The organism is Paenarthrobacter sp. AR 02 (assembly GCF_021538675.1).
Taxonomy (GTDB): domain Bacteria; phylum Actinomycetota; class Actinomycetes; order Actinomycetales; family Micrococcaceae; genus Arthrobacter.
The window spans coordinates 203969-220633 of the sequence record NZ_JAJUKH010000003.1; the positions used below are offsets into that span (position 1 = coordinate 203969).

The 16665-nt window shown below is 64.6% G+C and carries 16 protein-coding genes and 1 pseudogene; 4 read left to right on the plus strand and 13 right to left on the minus strand.

All coding sequences use genetic code 11. The features are described from left to right. Positions 1-209: 209 nt before the first annotated feature. Positions 210-1076: a winged helix-turn-helix domain-containing protein gene (locus LRQ04_RS10180; RefSeq protein ID WP_235519993.1), complete on the plus strand. Its 867-nt coding sequence runs from the start codon at positions 210-212 to the stop codon at positions 1074-1076. A gap of 66 nt (positions 1077-1142) precedes the next feature. Beyond that, positions 1143-1667, plus strand: coding sequence for a histidine phosphatase family protein (locus LRQ04_RS10185; protein WP_235519994.1), 525 nt, complete (start codon positions 1143-1145; stop codon positions 1665-1667). Here LRQ04_RS10185 and LRQ04_RS10190 read toward each other — a convergent pair. Beyond that, the gene (locus LRQ04_RS10190; protein ID WP_235519995.1) at positions 1648-2571 is read right to left on the minus strand and encodes a LysR family transcriptional regulator; all 924 of its coding nucleotides are present in this window, start codon (positions 2569-2571) and stop codon (positions 1648-1650) included. The genes LRQ04_RS10185 and LRQ04_RS10190 overlap by 20 nt on opposite strands. Positions 2572-2643: 72 nt before the next feature. Here LRQ04_RS10190 and LRQ04_RS10195 point away from each other — a divergent pair, with 72 nt between their 5' ends. Continuing rightward, entirely contained in the window at positions 2644-3555 is a 912-nt protein-coding gene (locus LRQ04_RS10195) for an EamA family transporter (RefSeq protein WP_235519996.1), read from the plus strand. 43 nt (positions 3556-3598) lie between these two features. Here LRQ04_RS10195 and LRQ04_RS20610 read toward each other — a convergent pair whose 3' ends face one another. After that, a complete protein-coding gene (locus tag LRQ04_RS20610; RefSeq protein WP_255774124.1) occupies positions 3599-3724 on the minus strand; it encodes a hypothetical protein in 126 nt (41 codons plus the stop codon). Between LRQ04_RS20610 and LRQ04_RS10200 the strand changes: the two are divergent. After that, positions 3681-4034 (plus strand): annotated as a pseudogene (locus LRQ04_RS10200) (FAD-dependent oxidoreductase); the annotation flags it as partial. The gene LRQ04_RS20610 and the pseudogene LRQ04_RS10200 sit on opposite strands and share 44 nt — an antisense overlap. A gap of 151 nt (positions 4035-4185) precedes the next feature. On the opposite strand, the gene LRQ04_RS10205 reads toward LRQ04_RS10200, so the two are convergent. The 11 genes from LRQ04_RS10205 to LRQ04_RS10255 form a co-directional block, all read right to left on the minus strand. Then, a complete protein-coding gene (locus LRQ04_RS10205; protein WP_235520001.1) occupies positions 4186-4818 on the minus strand; it encodes a hypothetical protein in 633 nt (210 codons plus the stop codon). A 73-nt stretch (positions 4819-4891) separates the two neighbouring features. Further along, positions 4892-5533, minus strand: a complete 642-nt coding sequence (locus tag LRQ04_RS10210; RefSeq protein ID WP_235520003.1) for a TetR/AcrR family transcriptional regulator — start codon at positions 5531-5533, stop codon at positions 4892-4894. After that, a complete protein-coding gene (locus LRQ04_RS10215; RefSeq protein ID WP_235520008.1) occupies positions 5530-7566 on the minus strand; it encodes a YhgE/Pip domain-containing protein in 2037 nt (678 codons plus the stop codon). The genes LRQ04_RS10210 and LRQ04_RS10215 overlap by 4 nt, the downstream gene beginning before the upstream one ends. Further along, on the minus strand, positions 7563-8354 hold the full coding sequence (locus tag LRQ04_RS10220) for an ABC transporter ATP-binding protein (RefSeq protein WP_235520009.1): 792 nt from the start codon (positions 8352-8354) through the stop codon (positions 7563-7565). Before LRQ04_RS10220 ends, LRQ04_RS10215 begins: the two co-directional genes overlap by 4 nt. A 70-nt stretch (positions 8355-8424) precedes the next feature. Further along, positions 8425-9882 (minus strand): NAD(P)/FAD-dependent oxidoreductase, encoded by a 1458-nt coding sequence (locus tag LRQ04_RS10225; RefSeq protein WP_235520010.1) that lies wholly within the window; start codon positions 9880-9882, stop codon positions 8425-8427. Positions 9883-10114: 232 nt separating this feature from the next. Further along, positions 10115-10801, minus strand: a complete 687-nt coding sequence (locus LRQ04_RS10230) for an N-acetylmannosamine-6-phosphate 2-epimerase (RefSeq protein WP_235520015.1) — start codon at positions 10799-10801, stop codon at positions 10115-10117. 11 nt (positions 10802-10812) lie between these two features. Further along, on the minus strand, positions 10813-11778 hold the full coding sequence (locus LRQ04_RS10235) for an ROK family protein (RefSeq protein ID WP_235520017.1): 966 nt from the start codon (positions 11776-11778) through the stop codon (positions 10813-10815). Positions 11779-11783: 5 nt separating this feature from the next. After that, complete coding sequence (locus tag LRQ04_RS10240) at positions 11784-12701, minus strand: dihydrodipicolinate synthase family protein (protein WP_235520019.1); 918 nt, start codon at positions 12699-12701, stop codon at positions 11784-11786. A gap of 36 nt (positions 12702-12737) precedes the next feature. After that, a complete protein-coding gene (locus LRQ04_RS10245; protein ID WP_235520021.1) occupies positions 12738-13544 on the minus strand; it encodes an ATP-binding cassette domain-containing protein in 807 nt (268 codons plus the stop codon). Beyond that, entirely contained in the window at positions 13541-15655 is a 2115-nt protein-coding gene (locus LRQ04_RS10250) for a dipeptide/oligopeptide/nickel ABC transporter permease/ATP-binding protein (protein WP_235520026.1), read from the minus strand. The genes LRQ04_RS10245 and LRQ04_RS10250 overlap by 4 nt, the downstream gene beginning before the upstream one ends. 3 nt (positions 15656-15658) lie before the next feature. Then, the gene (locus LRQ04_RS10255; RefSeq protein ID WP_255774092.1) at positions 15659-16615 is read right to left on the minus strand and encodes an ABC transporter permease; all 957 of its coding nucleotides are present in this window, start codon (positions 16613-16615) and stop codon (positions 15659-15661) included. Positions 16616-16665: the final 50 nt, after the last annotated feature.

Below are 16665 nucleotides of genomic sequence, written 5' to 3' on the forward strand. Positions count from 1 at the left end.
ACAGCACCTGCAGCCGCAGCAACCTGGCCCAGCACACCCGCTGGCCACGATGACCGCTGTTGTCGAATGCAAGCCTAACTTTCCACCCCAAGAAGTTTCAGGCATTCGCCCCCTAGCCCAGCGTTGGGCGCCCCTCCCCAAACTCATTGCGGGGACAACCAGCATTCGAAGCCGCGATGACGGCTATTCACTTTTGAGGTAAGCACTCCATGTCAGTTGCATCTGGATACGTCCACATCTCCGTCCGTAACGCCAACAAGGCCGCGTCAAACGCAGGACTCCGCCCCGGGTTCGGTAACCGTCCCGGCTACTCTGCGGCCCCGCAAGGCGCCGGCCAGCAGGCTCCGGGCTACGTCCCGCAGGGTTACAACCCCAACTCCTACGGCCAGTTGCGCGCCGTGCCCGCCGCAGAGCCGGCACCCATGACCGCTCCCACGCCGGTCATTGCCCAGTCCGACCGGCTGCGTCCCGTTGCCAACGACAACGTAGCCCGCGGCTTCGTGCTCTACATGGGTATTGACGAAGAAACCGCAGCCGCCGCAGGAACGTCCATCGCCAAGCTTGCCCAGGAAATCCGCGCCTACGCGCAGTCTTTGGTGACCGGCGCGGAGAGCTACGCTGCCGTCGCAGTGGCCCCCGCCGGCGCGCCCGGGTCCGCCCTCGACGTCGTGCGTTCCACCTTCGGTGACCCCACGGTTGCCTCACGGCAGCGCACCGAAGCTGCCCGTCCGGCGCCGCAGCAGGAGTCCCGCCCGTCCGGCGTGCTGATCGACCTCGCCCGGCGTGAAGTTCACCTGGACGGCGAATCGCTGAACCTGACGTTCAAGGAATTCGAGCTCCTCAACTACCTCGTTGAGAACGGCACCCGTACCGTGGGTCGCGACGAACTGCTCGAAGGCCTGTGGCGTAACGCCGAGGAAGTGCCCAACGAACGCACCATCGACGTTCACATCCGCCGACTGCGCTCCAAGCTGGGCCGCCTCGCCAACACTGTCCGCACGGTCCGCGGCCAGGGCTACCGCTTCTACGAGCACCCCGAAGTCATTGTCTGGGCCGCTCCGGAATACTCGATCTGATCTTTTGACTGCCGAAAGCGTCCGTACCTTTGGGGCGGGCGCTTTTGCTTTCGATAGGGTTGTTGCATGAGCGACCATCACCTAAAGCGCCTTGTGATCATGCGGCATGCCAAGGCGGACTGGCCGGTGGGCGTGCCCGATCATGAGCGTCCCTTGGAGGAACGCGGCCACCGGGAAGCCCCGTTGGCCGGACAGTGGTTGCTCAAGCACGGGGTGGTTCCGGATTTCATCCTGTGCTCGTCCGCGCTCAGGACGCGCCAGACGTGCACCTGGGTGTGCAACGAGTTGGGGGAGAAGGCTCCCACTCCGAAGCTGGAGGACGGCCTGTATGCTGCCTCAGCGAACCGCATGCTGACGGTGATCAATCACGTTCCGGACACCGTAACCACGCTGATGGTCATTTCGCATATGCCCGGAGTGCAGGACCTCGCCATGCACTTGGCGTCCCGCGATTCCGATCACGATGCCTACATGGACGCCGCCACTCGCTACCCAACCAGTGCGTTGACGGTGTTGGAGACGGAAAAACCGTGGGCGGAGCTGGATGGCCAGGATGCCCGGCTGACGCAGTTTAAGGTGCCCCGCCACTAGGAAGCTGTTCCGCCGCGACTTCGCGCAGCATGCGCACGGCCAGGCGGATGTTGGGGCTGGCTGTCATGGTCTTGCGGTACACCACTCCAACGGAGCGCTGCTGGGTGGGGTTCATCACCGGAATGGCGACCACGCCGGATGGGAGCGGAGGCCTGCCGAGCCGCGGAACAAGTGCCACGGCCACCCCCTGCTCCACCATGGCGATGTGCGTGGAAAAGTCGGGGTCGTACACGCGGATGTCAGGCACCCGCCCCAGTCCTGCGAAAATCTGCAGGAGCGCCTCGTTGCAGATGGCGCCCGCCGGGGTGCTGATCCAGGTCTCGTCCAGCAGGTCTTCACGCTCGACGGCGGCCCTCGCCGCGAGTGGGTGGGTGCTGTTGACGAGCACATCGGCCTGGTCCACGCAAAGGTCCTGGTGCACCAGGTTTCCGGGGATGACCAGCGGCACCGAGTTCCAATTGTGGACCACGGCGAGTTCCGCTTCCCCGGAGGCCACCCTTTGCACGGCTTCGCGGGGATCCTCTGCCAGCACAGTGATCTCCAGGGCGGGGTGGGACGCGGCGAGCCGTCCGAGCATGGGGCCCACCAGTCCACGGCACGCGGTGGAGAAGGCGACCATCCGCAGCAGTCCCGTCGGCTGTGCAGGGTCGGAGAGCAAGGTGGCCTGCAGTTCCTCGAGCTCGCCCATGATGCGACGGCCATAGCCAGCCAGCGCCAGCCCCCGCTCCGTCAGCAGCACGCCGCGGCCATTGCGCTCCAGTACAGCAACGCCTGTCTGTTTTTCCAGCTTCTTGATCTGCTGCGAGACTGCCGAGGGGCTATAGCCCATCACATCGGAGGCGGCCACCACCGATCCATGCCGTTCCACGGCGACCAGCGCCCTTAGAGCCGAGATGTCGATCATGAAGCAAATCTACGTGGTTCCATGCGGAAATCGATGCTGGTGCTTCAAGGTCAAGGGGTCCAGAGTGGACTTGTGAACCTTCGCCACTCTGCCCTCGCCGTCCTGGTAGCCGTCCTCTGGGGCATCAACTTCGTTGCCATCGACCTCGGCCTGCACGCGAACGGCCGGGATGTGCCGCCGTTGCTCTTCGTCGCCATGCGCTTCCTCCTGGTCGTGTTCCCCTTCATCTTGTTCATCCGCAAACCCGACGTCGGCTGGAAGGCGATTGTCGGCGTCGGACTCTTCATGAGTGCCGGCCAGTTCGGGCTCCTCTATCTCGGCATGGCACTGGGGATGCCGGCTGGCCTGGCGTCCCTGGTCCTTCAGGCGCAGGTATTGTTCACCATTCTGCTGGCCTCCAGGTTCCTCGGTGAGAGGCCCAGCCGCCGCCAACTGGCCGGGGTAGTGCTTGGCATCGCAGGCTTGGCGGTGGTGGCGTTGGGGCGCAGCGCAGTAGCCCCGGTGCTCCCGCTCATGATCGTGCTGGCAGCGGCGTTGTCATGGGCGGTGGGGAACGTGGTGGCGCGGCACTCGAAGGCCAAGTCCGGGCTTGGCCTGGTGGTGTGGTCCGGTGCGGTGGTGCCTGTCCCGTTGGCAGGATTGTCGCTCGTTGTGGACGGTCCGGACACGGTGTGGGCGACGCTTTTGGACCTCCAGGCGGCCACGATCCTGAGTGCGATCTACACCGCAGTGTTCGCCTCGCTTGTGGGCTACGGCATCTGGAACCGTCTGTTGTCGCTCTACCCAAGTTCCGACGTCGTGCCCTTCACGCTGCTCGTCCCGGTGGTGGGCATGACGGCGGCTTGGCTGGTCCTGAACGAGGTTCCCACACCAGCCGAAATCCTGGGCGGGCTGATCCTGCTCCTGGGCGTTGCCACCGCAGTACTGGGTGCCTCGCGGAAACGCCCGGACATCCCCGTTGCGGGGCCTGCTTTGCGCGTTTAGCTCTCGCCTTAGCGCGCAGAGCAGGCCCCGCAACGGGAGGGGATCAGCGCAAAGTAAAGATGGTTCGGTGCCAGTCCTTCTCAGCCAGGCCCTCCAGCTCGAACATCACGTGCTTCACCTGGGTGCTGAAGTTCACGCACAAGTGGGCAGGGCCCATCGATTCGAGCACGCAGTTCTGTGCCTTCTTCGGCACCGCGCGCAGGAACAGGGTGGCTTACGCTGCTGGCTTCACGGGACTCGGAGTTGGTGCCACGGCGTTCGCGGGCGATGTGCTCCTGGACCTGTTGGCTGGCCTGGACACTGAACGCACGCGTGTGGAAATGGTCAGGAAACGGCCCTTGCCCTTCCCGCCGGAACCGCTGGCGTCCTTGGGCATCAACCTGACTCGCTGGTCCATGGACAGGGCGGACCACAACCAGGGCAAACGGAACCTCATCCTCAAAGCGCTCGACGCCGTGGGGTTGGGTTTCGACTCCTGACCCGCCCGTTGTGGGGCCCGCTTTGCGTGTTTCGCTCCCGCGTAAGCGCGCAGAGCGGGCCCCGCAACGTGGCGGGGTTTCGTTGTGGGGCCTGCTTTGCGTGTTTCGCTCGCGCGTAGGCGCGCAGAGCGGGCCCCGCAACGTGGAGGTTTCAGCGTTTGGGGGCAGGCTTGCGTTGGGAAGAAGAGCTCGACGGCGGCCGCTTGGCTGGCACCGCCGGCGTTCGTGGAGCGGGGCGCTTCACCGCGGTGGTCTTGGAGGCGCCGGAAGAAGGGCGGGGAGCCGTGGGACGCTTGGCCGGAGTGGTTGGGCGTGGGGAAGCAGGCCGCGGGGTTGGCTTGCGTGCAGCCGGAATTCGCTTGGCTCCGGATGCCGGCCGCTTGGCGGGAGCAGGTGCCCGCGATCCGAAGGACGGCATCACGGCTCCGAGGAACATCACCGCCAAGGTGCCAACACCGGCCACCGCTGCGAGGTAGAAGTAGATGTCCGAGTCTTCGGTGCTGACGGCGCTTCCCATGGCGTTGGTGTCCTGGTTGAACGCCAGGCCCCACATACGCAGGAAGGCGATGCTGAATCCGATGAACAGGCTGGTGCCGGCTGCGCCGAGGAGAACCACCAGGTACCTGCGACGGTTGAAGAGCTGGACGATGCAGGACAGGTAGCAGAGCAGCACGGCGCCCAGGAAGAGGTACAGCACCAGTTCCTCAAGGACGACGGCGGCGAGCACCAACAGCCCCAGGGATACGAAGGCGGCAATGACCGCTAGTTTTCCGCTGTTCCCCATGTGACGCATGAGGTTAATCATCGCCGACCAAGTGGCCACGCCACGCCGTCGTAGATTGCAGTTGGATACCGTCTTACTTGATGACGTATCCGTGCATGATGGTCATCACAGCCGCGACGCTCTGGTCGCGGGTTCGTTCCGGGTTGTAGGTCTGCTGGTCGAGTCCTACGACGAAGATCGCACCGAAGATGGCTGCTTCCAGGCTCCCACGGGCGATCGACTCGTCCACTCTGTAGCCCTCTGCAACCCGTTCCACCGCGGAGCCGATGACTGCGAGGAGTTCGGCGCGGAGTTCCGTGAACACCGCGCTCCATTCGCCCGGCGTGCGCCAGTTTTCACTGACCCACAGGCGGGCGAACGACGGGTAGTCGTCCATGAAGTCCATCGCCTGCCCCACCATGTTCTTCATGGATTCGAGTGGGTCGCTGCTCTGGCCTTGGACATCCTGGAGCCGGACCAGCATGATGTCCACGCCATGCCGCAGCAGCTGGGCGATGAGGTCGGACTTGCTGCCGAAGTTGTAGTAGACGGATCCCTTGGAAACCCCGGCCGCGGCGGCGATTTCGTCAACTGTCACTCCGGCAGCGCCGCGTTCGCCGATCAGCTCCATGGAGGCCTCGAACAACCGTTGCTTGGTGGCGTTGGTTCGTTCGGGGCGAAGCTTCTTGCTCCCGCCCACCGCGGAATCCGAAGAGTGCGGCTCGGTGGTGCTCAAACTGCGATCTCCGGCTTCAGGGTCTTCAAAGTCCACATCTTGTGCTTGCGGACGGCGAGAGTGGACAGCGCCGCTCCCAGCAAAGTGTACCCAAGCAGGCCCAGTACGGTAGGCCAGATCATGCTGAGCTCACCGCCGTAGATCAGGTGCCGCATACCCGTGACAACGTAGCCCATGGGCATGATCTCGTGGACCACATGCAACGGCATCGGCGTGGTCTGCCAAGGGAAGGTGCCGCCGGAGGAAACGAGCTGGAGGACCAGGAGGATCAACACCACGAACTTGCCGGGCGTTCCGAGGAGGGCCACGATGCCTTGGATGATCGCGGTGAACGCCATGACGGCTGCCAGCATGAACAGCCACATGCCGATCGGGTGCGAGGCGTTGAGACCCAGGCCCAGGTTCACCACGAGCGTGAGGATCGTGGCCTGGAAAACGGAGACCACGAAGAACGGCAACCAGCCGCCCACGGCAATCTTCCACGAAGGTGCGTTCGAGGCAAGGGCGCGCTGGGTGATGGGCCGCATGGCCTGGACCAGCATGAACACGCCGATCCACAGGGCAAGAGTCAGGAAGAACGGTGCAAGGCCGGCGCCATAGGAGTTGGCTTTGGCCTGCGAGACGTTCTCCACTGCGACGGGATCAGCGATCACCTTGGAGACGCTGCTCTTTTGCTCGTCGTTCGGGTTGGGGATGTCTCCTGCGCCCTTCGCGAGTTCGGAGGCCAGGGTGTGTGAACCATCGGAGGCGGTCACTGCGCCGCTCGCGAGTTGGCCGGCGCCGTCGTCCAGTTGGTGGGCGCCGTCGTCGAGCTTTACCGCCCCATCGAGCGCCGACTGTTGGCCGGCGGCGAGGGTGGACGCGCCGGTTTGGAGCTGGCCTGCGCCGGCGGCTGCCTTGGAGATGGCGTCCGTGAGCGTGGGTGTGGCGGCTGCAAGCTTTGAGGCCCCGGCGCTCACCGCGGCCGAGCCGTCAGAGAGCTGCTGTATCTTTGCGGCGTCGCCGGAGATCTTCGCCTTGGCGTCCTGGACCGGGTTGGATGCAGCGGCGGCATCGAAGTCGGCCAGGACCTTGTCAGCCTGCTCCTGTGTGAGCACACCGGACGTCACCAGCCGGGCGTTGGACTCCACAACCCTGGTGCGCAGACCCTTGTCCGCTGCTTCGAGCTGACCCACGACGTCCTGGACTTTCGCGTTCAACTGGGCGTTTCCGGCGGCGACCTTTGCTGCGCCGTCTGCCAGCTTCTGGGAGTCTGCGGGCAGCGTGGAGGTCTTGTTCTTGAGCTCTGTCAGGCCGGAACTCAGCTGGCTGGCGCCGCCGTTGAGCTGTACCGCGCCGTCGCGCAGTTTCGTTTGGCCGGCGACCAGCTGGTCGGCGCCGGCAACCAGTTGCGTGGTGCCGTCATGGAGGGTCGCGGCGCCGTCACTGAGCTTACCGACACCATCGGCGAGTTGTCCTGCTCCGTCCGCTGCTTTGACGATTGATGCGTGGATGGTGCCGAAACCGGTGAGGAGCTGGTTGGCTGTCTCTTCGCCCACCTCTTTGGCGACCGTGGAGTGCACAGCGGTGGTGAGTTTGTCCACGATAGTGCTCAACAGGTAGTTGTTGGCGTCATTGGTGGTGACGTGCAGCATGGCCTGGTTGGCGGCGTCGAAGCTGCCCGGGGATGCCAGGTTTGCGGAGAAGTCCTTGGGGATCCGCAGCGCGAAGGCGTATTCGCCGGTCTTGACGCCGGCGTCCGCATCCTCGGCGCTGGCGACCTGCTTCCAGTTGAAGACATGGCCTTCCACCAGGCTGTCCGCCACCTTCTTGCCCGCCTGCAGTTCGCTGCCGTCCTTGGTGGTGGCACCGGTGTCCTCGACCACCAGGGCGGCGTCGATCTGGTTCAGGTTGCCGTACGGATCCCAGTTCGCGTAAAGGTACACGGCACCGTACAACAACGGAACCATGGTCAGGGCGAGGATGGTCAGCTTGGGCAGGAGCCCGCCGGTCATGCGCTTGAGTTCGGAGCGGGCGAGCCGCAGAACAGTCACTTTGCAGTCCTTTGGAGGTTTTGGGTTTCGGGTTCGTCGAGGGGTTCGGCCGCTTCGGCGGCATGCTTTGCGTGCGGCTGGGGCTCCGCGCTGGGCTGGGGCTCGACGGCGGCAGCCGGCTCGGGCGCCGAGGGGGTGGGTTCCGATTCCGGTTCGGGCGGGTGCGAAACTGAGTTGCCGATCACCGCGGCCGCACCGGTCCAGATGTCCGGCAGGGCACCGACCACGGCTACCACCGCAAGCGGCCGCCCGGCGTCGGACGCCAAGGCCTGCAGGCGGGGCAACCACGTTGACGGATCGGCGCTGTGGCGGTCGGGGGAGTCCACCACCAGGAGGTCGGTGGCAGGGTCAGCCAGGGCGAGCGCGGACAGGAGTTCCAGGCGCCGTCCCGCAGGCAGCTGTTCGATCCACAGGTCGGCGATGTCTTCAAAGCTGTTGACCTTCAGCCAGGGCTTGCTCAGCAGCGCTCCACGGTAGCGGCGCGGGATGAGCGAGAGGTCCTCGGTGACGAGGTCCCGGACGCTGAGGTGCTGCTCCGGCTCGTTGACGCCGGGGGAGTCAACCAGGGCGCTCGCGAGGCGGATCTTCTTGGTCTTGGTGTTGTTGTCCCAGCTGAGGACGCCATTGCTGGGCTTCATGCGGCCGCTAAGGGCCAATGCCAAAGCCGTCCGCTGGTCTTGGCCTTCGCCGGCCACCAGCAGGAGTTCCCCGCGGCTCACGGTGAGGGACGTTGCCGGAAGGAGATCGCCCCGGCGGCCGTTGATCTGGAGTTGCTGTACGGACAGCACAATGAAGCCTTTCGCAGAAATGGTGTCTGCGAAAAGTCTAACTGAACTGACCGGTCAGTTCAAATAGATCCTAGAGTCCGTACTTTTCCAGCAGGCGCAACCAGATCTCGCTGATGGTCGGGTAAGACGGAACCGCATGCCACAGCCTGTCCAAGGGAACTTCTCCCACGATCGCGATGGTGGCGGAGTGGAGCAGCTCAGCCACGCCCGGGCCGGCGAACGTTGCCCCGAGGATCACCTTCCGGTCCTCGTCCACCACCATCTGCGCCCACCCCTTGTAGTCGGGGGAGTGCAGCTGGGAACCCGATACGTTGATGGGCAACTCGACGCCCGTGACATTCTTTCCCTGCAGGAGGGCCTGCTCCAGGCTCAGTCCCACGGAAGCAACTTCGGGATCAGTGAACACGACACTTGGTACAGCGTGGTCGTTGGCAGTGTGGGCCCATGGACTCCACGGCTGCGGGCTGCCCTTGAGTTTGCCGTTGGCCCGGGCGACGATTGCATCCCCCGTAGCGCGGGCCTCGTACTTGCCCTGGTGGGTCAGCAGCACCTTGCCTGCGGCATCCCCGGCAGCGTAGAGCCACAGCCCACTGGTGCCATCGCTGGCGGGACCGTCGACGAGCCCGCTGGCGTCCGTGGTGAGCTTGAGGGGTTTGCCGTCAGGCGCTTCAATGCCCACACTGTCCAGGCCAAGGTTGGCCAAAGAAGGGTGCCTCCCGGAAGCGACCAGGAGTTGATCGGCTTGGAGCGTTGCGCCGTCGAGCGTGACTGTTACCGAGCCGTCGTCCTTCTTTTCCACCTTGTCCACGTCAGTGTGGAGGCGGACATCGATCCCGTCGGCGCGGAGGCCCGCCAGGACAAGATTGGCCGCTTCCTCCGGATAGCTGCTCAGGAGGCGTCCGCGGGCGACAACCGCCACATCGCATCCAAGCCGCGCGAACGCCTGCGCCATTTCAACGCCAGCCACTCCACCGCCCAGGACGACGAGGCGTTTGGGGATCTCCTTGGCTGCCGTGGCGCCGCGCGTCGTCCAAAAGGGTACGTCTTCCAAGCCCGCGATCCCCGGGATGGTGGGTTTGGAACCCGTTGCCACCACCACGGCATGATGCGCCTTCAAGGCGTAACTGTTTCCGTCCAGGCCGTCCACTTGGACCTCGCGGGGTCCCGTGATCCGGCCGCGGCCACGGATGAGGTCGATGCCGGCGCTCTCCAGCCATTCGACCTGGCTGCCGTCTTCCCAGTTGTTGGTGAACCAGTCCCGGTGCTTCAATGCGGCCTTCGCGTCCACCACCCCGGTTACGGCCTCGGACGCGCCCGGGATGACCTGGGCCGCGTGCAGCACACTCCCTGGGCGAAGGAGCGCCTTCGAAGGAATGCACGCCCAGTAGGAACACTCGCCGCCCACCAACTCGTTCTCCACGATCACCACCGACAGGCCGCCCCGGACCACCCGGTCCGCCACGTTTTCCCCAACGGCGCCTGCGCCGATCACTATTACGTCGTACTCGCGGGAGCTCTCGGCAGTCATGGGGAAAGCCTACGCCGGGAGCCCTGCGTTGTGAGGCCCGTTCTGCGGGGTGTGTGGGGGTTTTGGGGCGCAGAGCGGGCCTCGCAAGTGTGGGTGGTGTGTTGTGGGGCCTGGTGTGCTGGGTTGGTGTGGGTTTTGGGGCGCAGAGTGGGCCCCGCAAGTGGGGGTGGTGTGTTGTGGGGCCTGGTGTGTTGGGAGGTTTTGGGTCGCGGAGCGGGCCCCGCAACGGGGGCTAGGCGTGCATCGCGCCCTTGAACCAGCCCGTGATGCTGGCCGGGTGGGTGATTGCCGTGCCCACAACCACGGCGAACGCGCCGGCGTCGAGGGCCTGGCGGGCATGGGCCGGGGTGTGGATGCGGCCCTCGGCGATCAGGGGCTTTCCGAGGTCAGCGGCTGCTATCGAGGAGAGCAACTCCAAGTCCGGGCCATCCGTCTTGGCGCGCTCGCCGGTGTAGCCGGCAAGTGTGGTTCCGATAAGGTCCGCCCCGGCCTCCACGGCAGCAACGGCGTCATCGAACGAGCCACAGTCAGCCATGACCAGTGCATGCGACTCAGCGTGGATACCGCTGATCGTGGCGGAAAGGGACAGCTTATCCGGGCGGGTCCGGCGTGTTCCATCGATCGCCACCACATGTGCCCCTGCGTTCGCCACTGCAAGGGCATGCCGGAGTGTAGGGGTAATGAATACGCCGTCGTGCCCGTCCTTCCACAGTCCGATGACAGGGACCTCGACGGCGGCACGCGTGAACTGCACGTCGGCCAACCCTTGGAGGCGGATTGCCGCAGCCCCGCCGATCACAGCGGATGCCGCCACCTGACCCGTTGTCCGGGGATCACGCATGGGCTCACCCGGGTAGGCCTGGCAGGAGACGATCAGCTGGGAGCGGAGGGCTTCAAGGTTTTCGGGGGTGAGGATCATGATGTCTCCCTTTAAAGAAGGACGAGTTTTGCGGCGCCAATAATGGCAGCGGAGTTGCCCAGGGACGCCCTGAGCACGGGGACTGCAGCCAAGGGTGCCAAGAGTTCTTGGCGGAGGGCAGCTTCCATGGGTTTCCACCAGAGGTCTCCGGCGTCGGCCAGTCCTCCGGAGATCACCACGGTTTCGGGATCCAGGATGTTGATGAGGCCGCCCACGGCCTGGCCGGCTGCGGTGGCACCGACGTGGATGGCGCGCACAGCGGCGTCGCGGCTGGCCCCAAAGGAGGCGCCGCCGTCGTGGGCTTCAGCAGCGGCCAGCGCGAACACGCCGCGCGTGTCGGTCGCTGACGCAGTAGAGCCGCCACAGCGCAGATAAGCCTCATGGATCGCAGGCCCGGAAGCTATTGCCTCAACGTGACCGGCCGAACCGCAAACACAAGGCAACGGAACGCCGTCGGAAACCGCGAAAGGTGAAGCGAAATGACCCACATGCCCGCCAACAAAACGGTGCCCCAGGACCGGAGAGCCACCCAGCACAAAACTGCCGCCAACCCCGGTACCGAACGCCACCATCAGTGAGCTGGCCGAACCTGCCGAGGCTCCCAGCCATGCCTCGCCCAGGGCGTGTGCGTGGACATCGTTGACGGCCCGAACAGCAAGGCCGAGGCGTGAAGAAAGTCCGGAAACCAGCGCAGTGCCCGCCCAGCCCGAAATTGCGTCGGTCGCGGACACCACCATCCCGGACGTAGCGTCAATGACCCCGGCGGAGCCGACGCCGACACCGGACACTTGATGTCCGGCGTCGGCAGCGCGCTCTGCCAAGCCCGCGATCAGCGCAGCGGTGGCGTCCAGGATCGCTTCGCCACCGTCCCGGTTCAACGTCGGAATGGTCTCCGTCATTAAAACTTCGCCAGACGGGGAGACAACCCCGGCAGCGGTCTTGGTGCCGCCGAGGTCAACGCCGATCACGTGGGTCATGAAGGTTAGACCAGCCCGTTGCGTTCCAGGATTTCCCGGATCGCAGCAGTCTCGGAATCGTTCAGGCTGAGCATGGGCGAGCTCATGGTGTTGGACTCAATGACGCCCATCACCTGCAGCGCGGTCTTGAACGCACCCAGGCCGGCTGCGCCTCCGGAGACGCGTCCGTTGGGGGTGTAGACGATCTCGAAGACGTCGGCCAGACGGTCCTGCTCGCGTGCGGCGCGGGCCCAGTCACCGGACTGTGCGGCATCGAAGAGACGGCGGTAACCCGCGGGATCAACGTTGCCGAGCCCCGGGACAACACCCTGCGCGCCGCCCAGGAGGGCGCCGTCCACCACTACTTCGTGACCGGTGAAGATGTCGAAGTTGGGGATGTCCTTGGCAGCCAGGAGCAGCTGGCGGAAGGAGACGTCGTCGCCGGAGGAGTCCTTGACGCCTGCGATCACGCCGTCCCGTCCGAGGCGGACCAAAAGATCCGTGGGCAGCTTGAAGTGGGTGCGGACGGGAACGTCGTAGGCAAAGATCGGCTTCTCGATGGCGGCGTGGATGTCGCGGAAGTGGGTCTCCGTCTCTGCTGCGTTGCCAATGGCGTAGTACATGGAGGTCACCACGATCGCGTCGGCACCAAGGTCAACCACCTTGCGGGCTTCCTCGATCACGCGGGTGGTGGTCTGCTCGTTGGCGCCCACGATCAGCGGGACCGCACCGGCGTTGGCGTCAGCGATGGTGGAGACCACCAGCTCGCGCTCGTCGTTGGTCAGGTACGGAACTTCGCCGGAGGAGCCCAGGACGAAAAGTCCGGAGACGCCGCCGTCGATCAGGTGCTTGGTGACGTTCTTCAGCGACGCGGTGTCGATGCTGCCGTCAGCGTGGCGGGGGGTGATGACCGGGTGAATGACGCCCTGGAATTGAGTGGACACAGAAATCTCCGTTGTTTGTTGCGTGTGAAAGGAAAACTAGATGTGAAGGAGGCTCGGCGCGGCGCCCAGCAGCTTCTTGGTGTAGTCGTTGCTCGGGTTGTCGAAGACTTGCGCAGCGGAGCCTTGCTCGACGATCTTGCCGAAATACATGACGCAGATCCGGTCCGAAACGTAGCGGACAGTCTGGATGTCGTGGGAAATAAACACCATTCCCAGGTCCAGCTGCGTCTTCAGATCGGACAGAAGGTTCAGCACCTGCGCGCGCACCGAAACGTCCAAGGCGGACGTCGGCTCGTCCGCGACGATGATGTCCGGCTCCAACGCCAGTGCACGGGCGATCGCCACGCGCTGGCGCTGTCCGCCGGAAACCTGCGACGGCGTTACTTCGGCTGCCGATTGCGGCAAGCCGACCAGCGCCAACAGTTCTTTGACCTTGGCGGCACGGGAGGAAGCGTTGCCGATGCCATGGATCTGCAGTGGGTCGGTGAGGATGTCCTGGATGGTCATGCGCGGGTTCAGCGCCGTGGCCGGGTCCTGGAAGACCACGGAAACGGAGCGGCCAAACGCCTTGCGCATGGCTGCGTTCCGCTTGATGGCCGGCTTTCCGTGGAACAAAACCTTGCCCGACGTCGGCGGCTGCAGTCCCACGAGCACCGAAGCAAGCGTGGACTTGCCGCAGCCGGACTCACCGACGATGCCGACGGTTTCGCCGCGGCTGATGGTGAAGTCGACGCCGTCCACGGCTTTGACGATGTTCGGACGGAACAGGCCCCCGGTCCGTGCATGGTGGTAGACCTTGACGTCCTTGAGCTCGATGACCGGTTTGCCGGTTGATTCACTCATCGTGCGTCCTCCTTCAGGTGGCTTGCCCAGTAGTGGTCGGCGTCATCATCGCCATTGGCCGAGGCCACCGAAGTGAGCACCAGCTTCTGGTGGGGATCGGCGTCGGGGCGCAGGGACCGGGCGGCAAAGCGGTCTCCCGTGGCAAAGTCCCGCGGGGATGGCACGGTGCCGGGGATCTGGTGGAGCCTGGCGGCGTCGGCTTCAATGGACAGGACGGCACCCAGCAGGCCACGGGTGTACTCGTGCTTGGGATTCCGCAGAAGCTCGGAAGCCTGTGCGGATTCCACCACCTGGCCGGCGTACATCACCGTGATGCGGTGGGCCAGGGAGGCCACCAACGCGAGGTCGTGGCTGACGAACACCATGGCAAACCCGAGTTGTTCCCGCAGCTCGTTCAGCAGATCCACAACTTGTTTCTGGACAGTGACGTCCAGGGCGGTAGTGGGCTCGTCGGCCACCACGATCTTGGGGGAACGGGACAACGCCATGGCAATCAGCACCCGTTGACGCTGGCCGCCGGAGAGCTCATGCGGATAGCTGGCAAGTGTCCGGACCGGGTCAAGCTTCACCATCTCCAGCAGTTCCGCGGGTGTCTTGCGGCCACCACGCTTGGTGAGCTGCTCCATCTGGTCCTTGATCTTCATGGACGGGTTCAGCGAACTGAGGGCGTCCTGGTACACCATGGCGATCTGTTCACCGCGCAGGCCAAGGTAGGCCTTGGGATCGCTGTGCTTGGTGCTCGGATCCAGGAGTTCCTTGCCGTCAAAGGTGATTGACCCGGTGACCTGCGCTGTTTTGGGCAACAGGCCCATGACGGCCAGCGAGGTGATGGACTTGCCGCAACCGGACTCGCCCACAAGGCCCATCGTTTCGCCCTCGCGGACAGTGAAGGACACGTTGTCCACGATCGCGATATCGCCGAAGCGGCCCGGGAACCGGATGGACAGGTTCTTCACTTCCAGCACGTTGCGTGCACCTGCCGGTACCTGCGGGAGGCGGTCGGTGCGCTTCGCTTCGATTGCTGCCAGGAGTTCCAGTTCGCGGTCCAGGAGGAGGTGCGGGTTGGCGGCGGCGAGCTTCACATCGGTGAGGATGGCTGAGGCGCCCGCCTCGGAAGCGACGCCTGCGCTGGAAGCCGCAAGGACGCCGTCGAGCTCGTGTTCCTCAACCACTGAAGGCTGGGCAACGGATGTACCAACTTCGGTGTCCACGGCAATAACTGCAGCCGAACCGTCGTCGTCCTTCACCACGGGGGCGCGGCGAAGCTTCGGGTTCACCATGGCATCGGTGAGGCCCTCGGCCAGGATGTTCAAGGAAAGAACGGTCAAAAGGATGGTGAGGCCGGCGAACGTAGTGGCCCACCAGCCGCCGGACAGGACCAGGTTGCGGCCGTAGGAGATCACGTTGCCCCATGACGGTGCGGGATCCTGGACGCCTGCGCCCAGGAAGGACAGCGAGGCTTCGAGGATGATGGCGTCGGCAACCATGACCGTGGCGAACACCAGCACGGGAGCGGCAGTGTTGCGGACAATGTGCTTGACCAGAATGTAGAAGCGGCCGGCTCCGATGACCCGCTCGGCACGGACGTAGTCTTCGCCGTATTGTGCGAGCACGTTGGCGCGCACCACCCGGGCAAGTTGCGGGGTGTAGATGATGGCGATCGCGATGATGATGGTGGGCACCGAGTTGCCGAACGCTGCCAGCAGCACAGCCGCCAGGGCGATGCCCGGGAACGCCATGAGGATGTCCATGAGCCGCATGATGATTTCATTGACGGACTTGCTGGACGTGGCGGCAAAGGAGCCAAGGAGCGCGCCGGCCAGGATGGCCAGGCCCACGGCGCCGAGGCCGATCATCAGCGACGACTGTGCGCCGAAAAGCAGGCGGGAGAAAATGTCCCGACCCAGGCGGTCGGTGCCGAAGAAGTGCTCGGCGCCCGGAGGCGTGGCGGGAATGAACGTTTCCAGCGGATCATGCGGGGCGATGACAGGCGCGAAGATGGCCGCCAGCACAATCAGTACGAGGAAAAGCAGGGCGATGCGGGAGCCCCAGGGCAGGGCCTTGAAACGAATGCCCGGGGCACTTAGCCGTTCTGCGAGCTTGCTGCGCATGAGCTATACCGTCCTGATTCGGGGGTTGATGAGCAGGTAGAGAAGGTCCACCACGATGTTCACCAGAACGAAGGTGACCGAGATGGTGAGCACCACGCCCTGGACCAGGTTGACGTCCAGGTTGGTGATTCCGTTGAGGATCAGCTGGCCCATGCCGGGCAGCGCGAAGATCATTTCAATCACGACGGCGCCACCCAGCAAGTAGCCAACGCGCAGTCCCAGCACGGTCACCGGTGTGACGAGGGCGTTGCGGAGGACGTTCTTGGAGACGACCTCGCGGTAGGGGACACCGTTGCCGATGGCGGTCCGGACGTAGTCGCGGTCCAGTTCTTCCACCATGGAGGTACGGACCACACGGATCAGGGATGCGGACACGGGAATGCCGAGGGCGAGTGCCGGTAGGGCCATCGAGTTGAGCCAACCGCCAAAGCCGGATTCCGGCGTCGCAATTCCGCCCGAGGGGAACATGGGGTTCTCACCGAGGGCGAACCACTGGATCAGCAGGATGCCCAGCCAAAACGACGGCGTGGCAATTGCGGCGATTGAGAAGACGCGGACCAACTGGTCCTGCCACTTGTCGCGGTACAGGGCGCCCATGATGCCAAAGGCCAGGGAGAGGACGATCGCGATGAGGACGCCCAGGAAAGTCAGTTGCAGAGTCAGCGGGAAGGCCGACCCAATCATGGATGCCACCGACTTTGCCGGTGGGGTGGTGACGCCCAGGTCGAACTGCAGAAGCTTGCCGAGGAAACGGAAGTACTGCAGGACCAAGGGGTCGTTCAGGCCATTGTCCTGGCGGTATTGCTGCTTCGCTTCTTCGCTGGCGCCGTCGCCAAGTGCTGAACTGGCTTGGTCGCCGGGAGCGGCCTGAAGGACGAGGAAGACGAGCAACGTGATGCCCAGGATCATCAATGGCAATGCTGCAAGCCTGCGGCCAAGCAGACGCAATATCGTGACCAATTTGTTCTCCGGTTGATCTGGTTGTGGGGCCCGCTCTGCAGGGTTTTTGG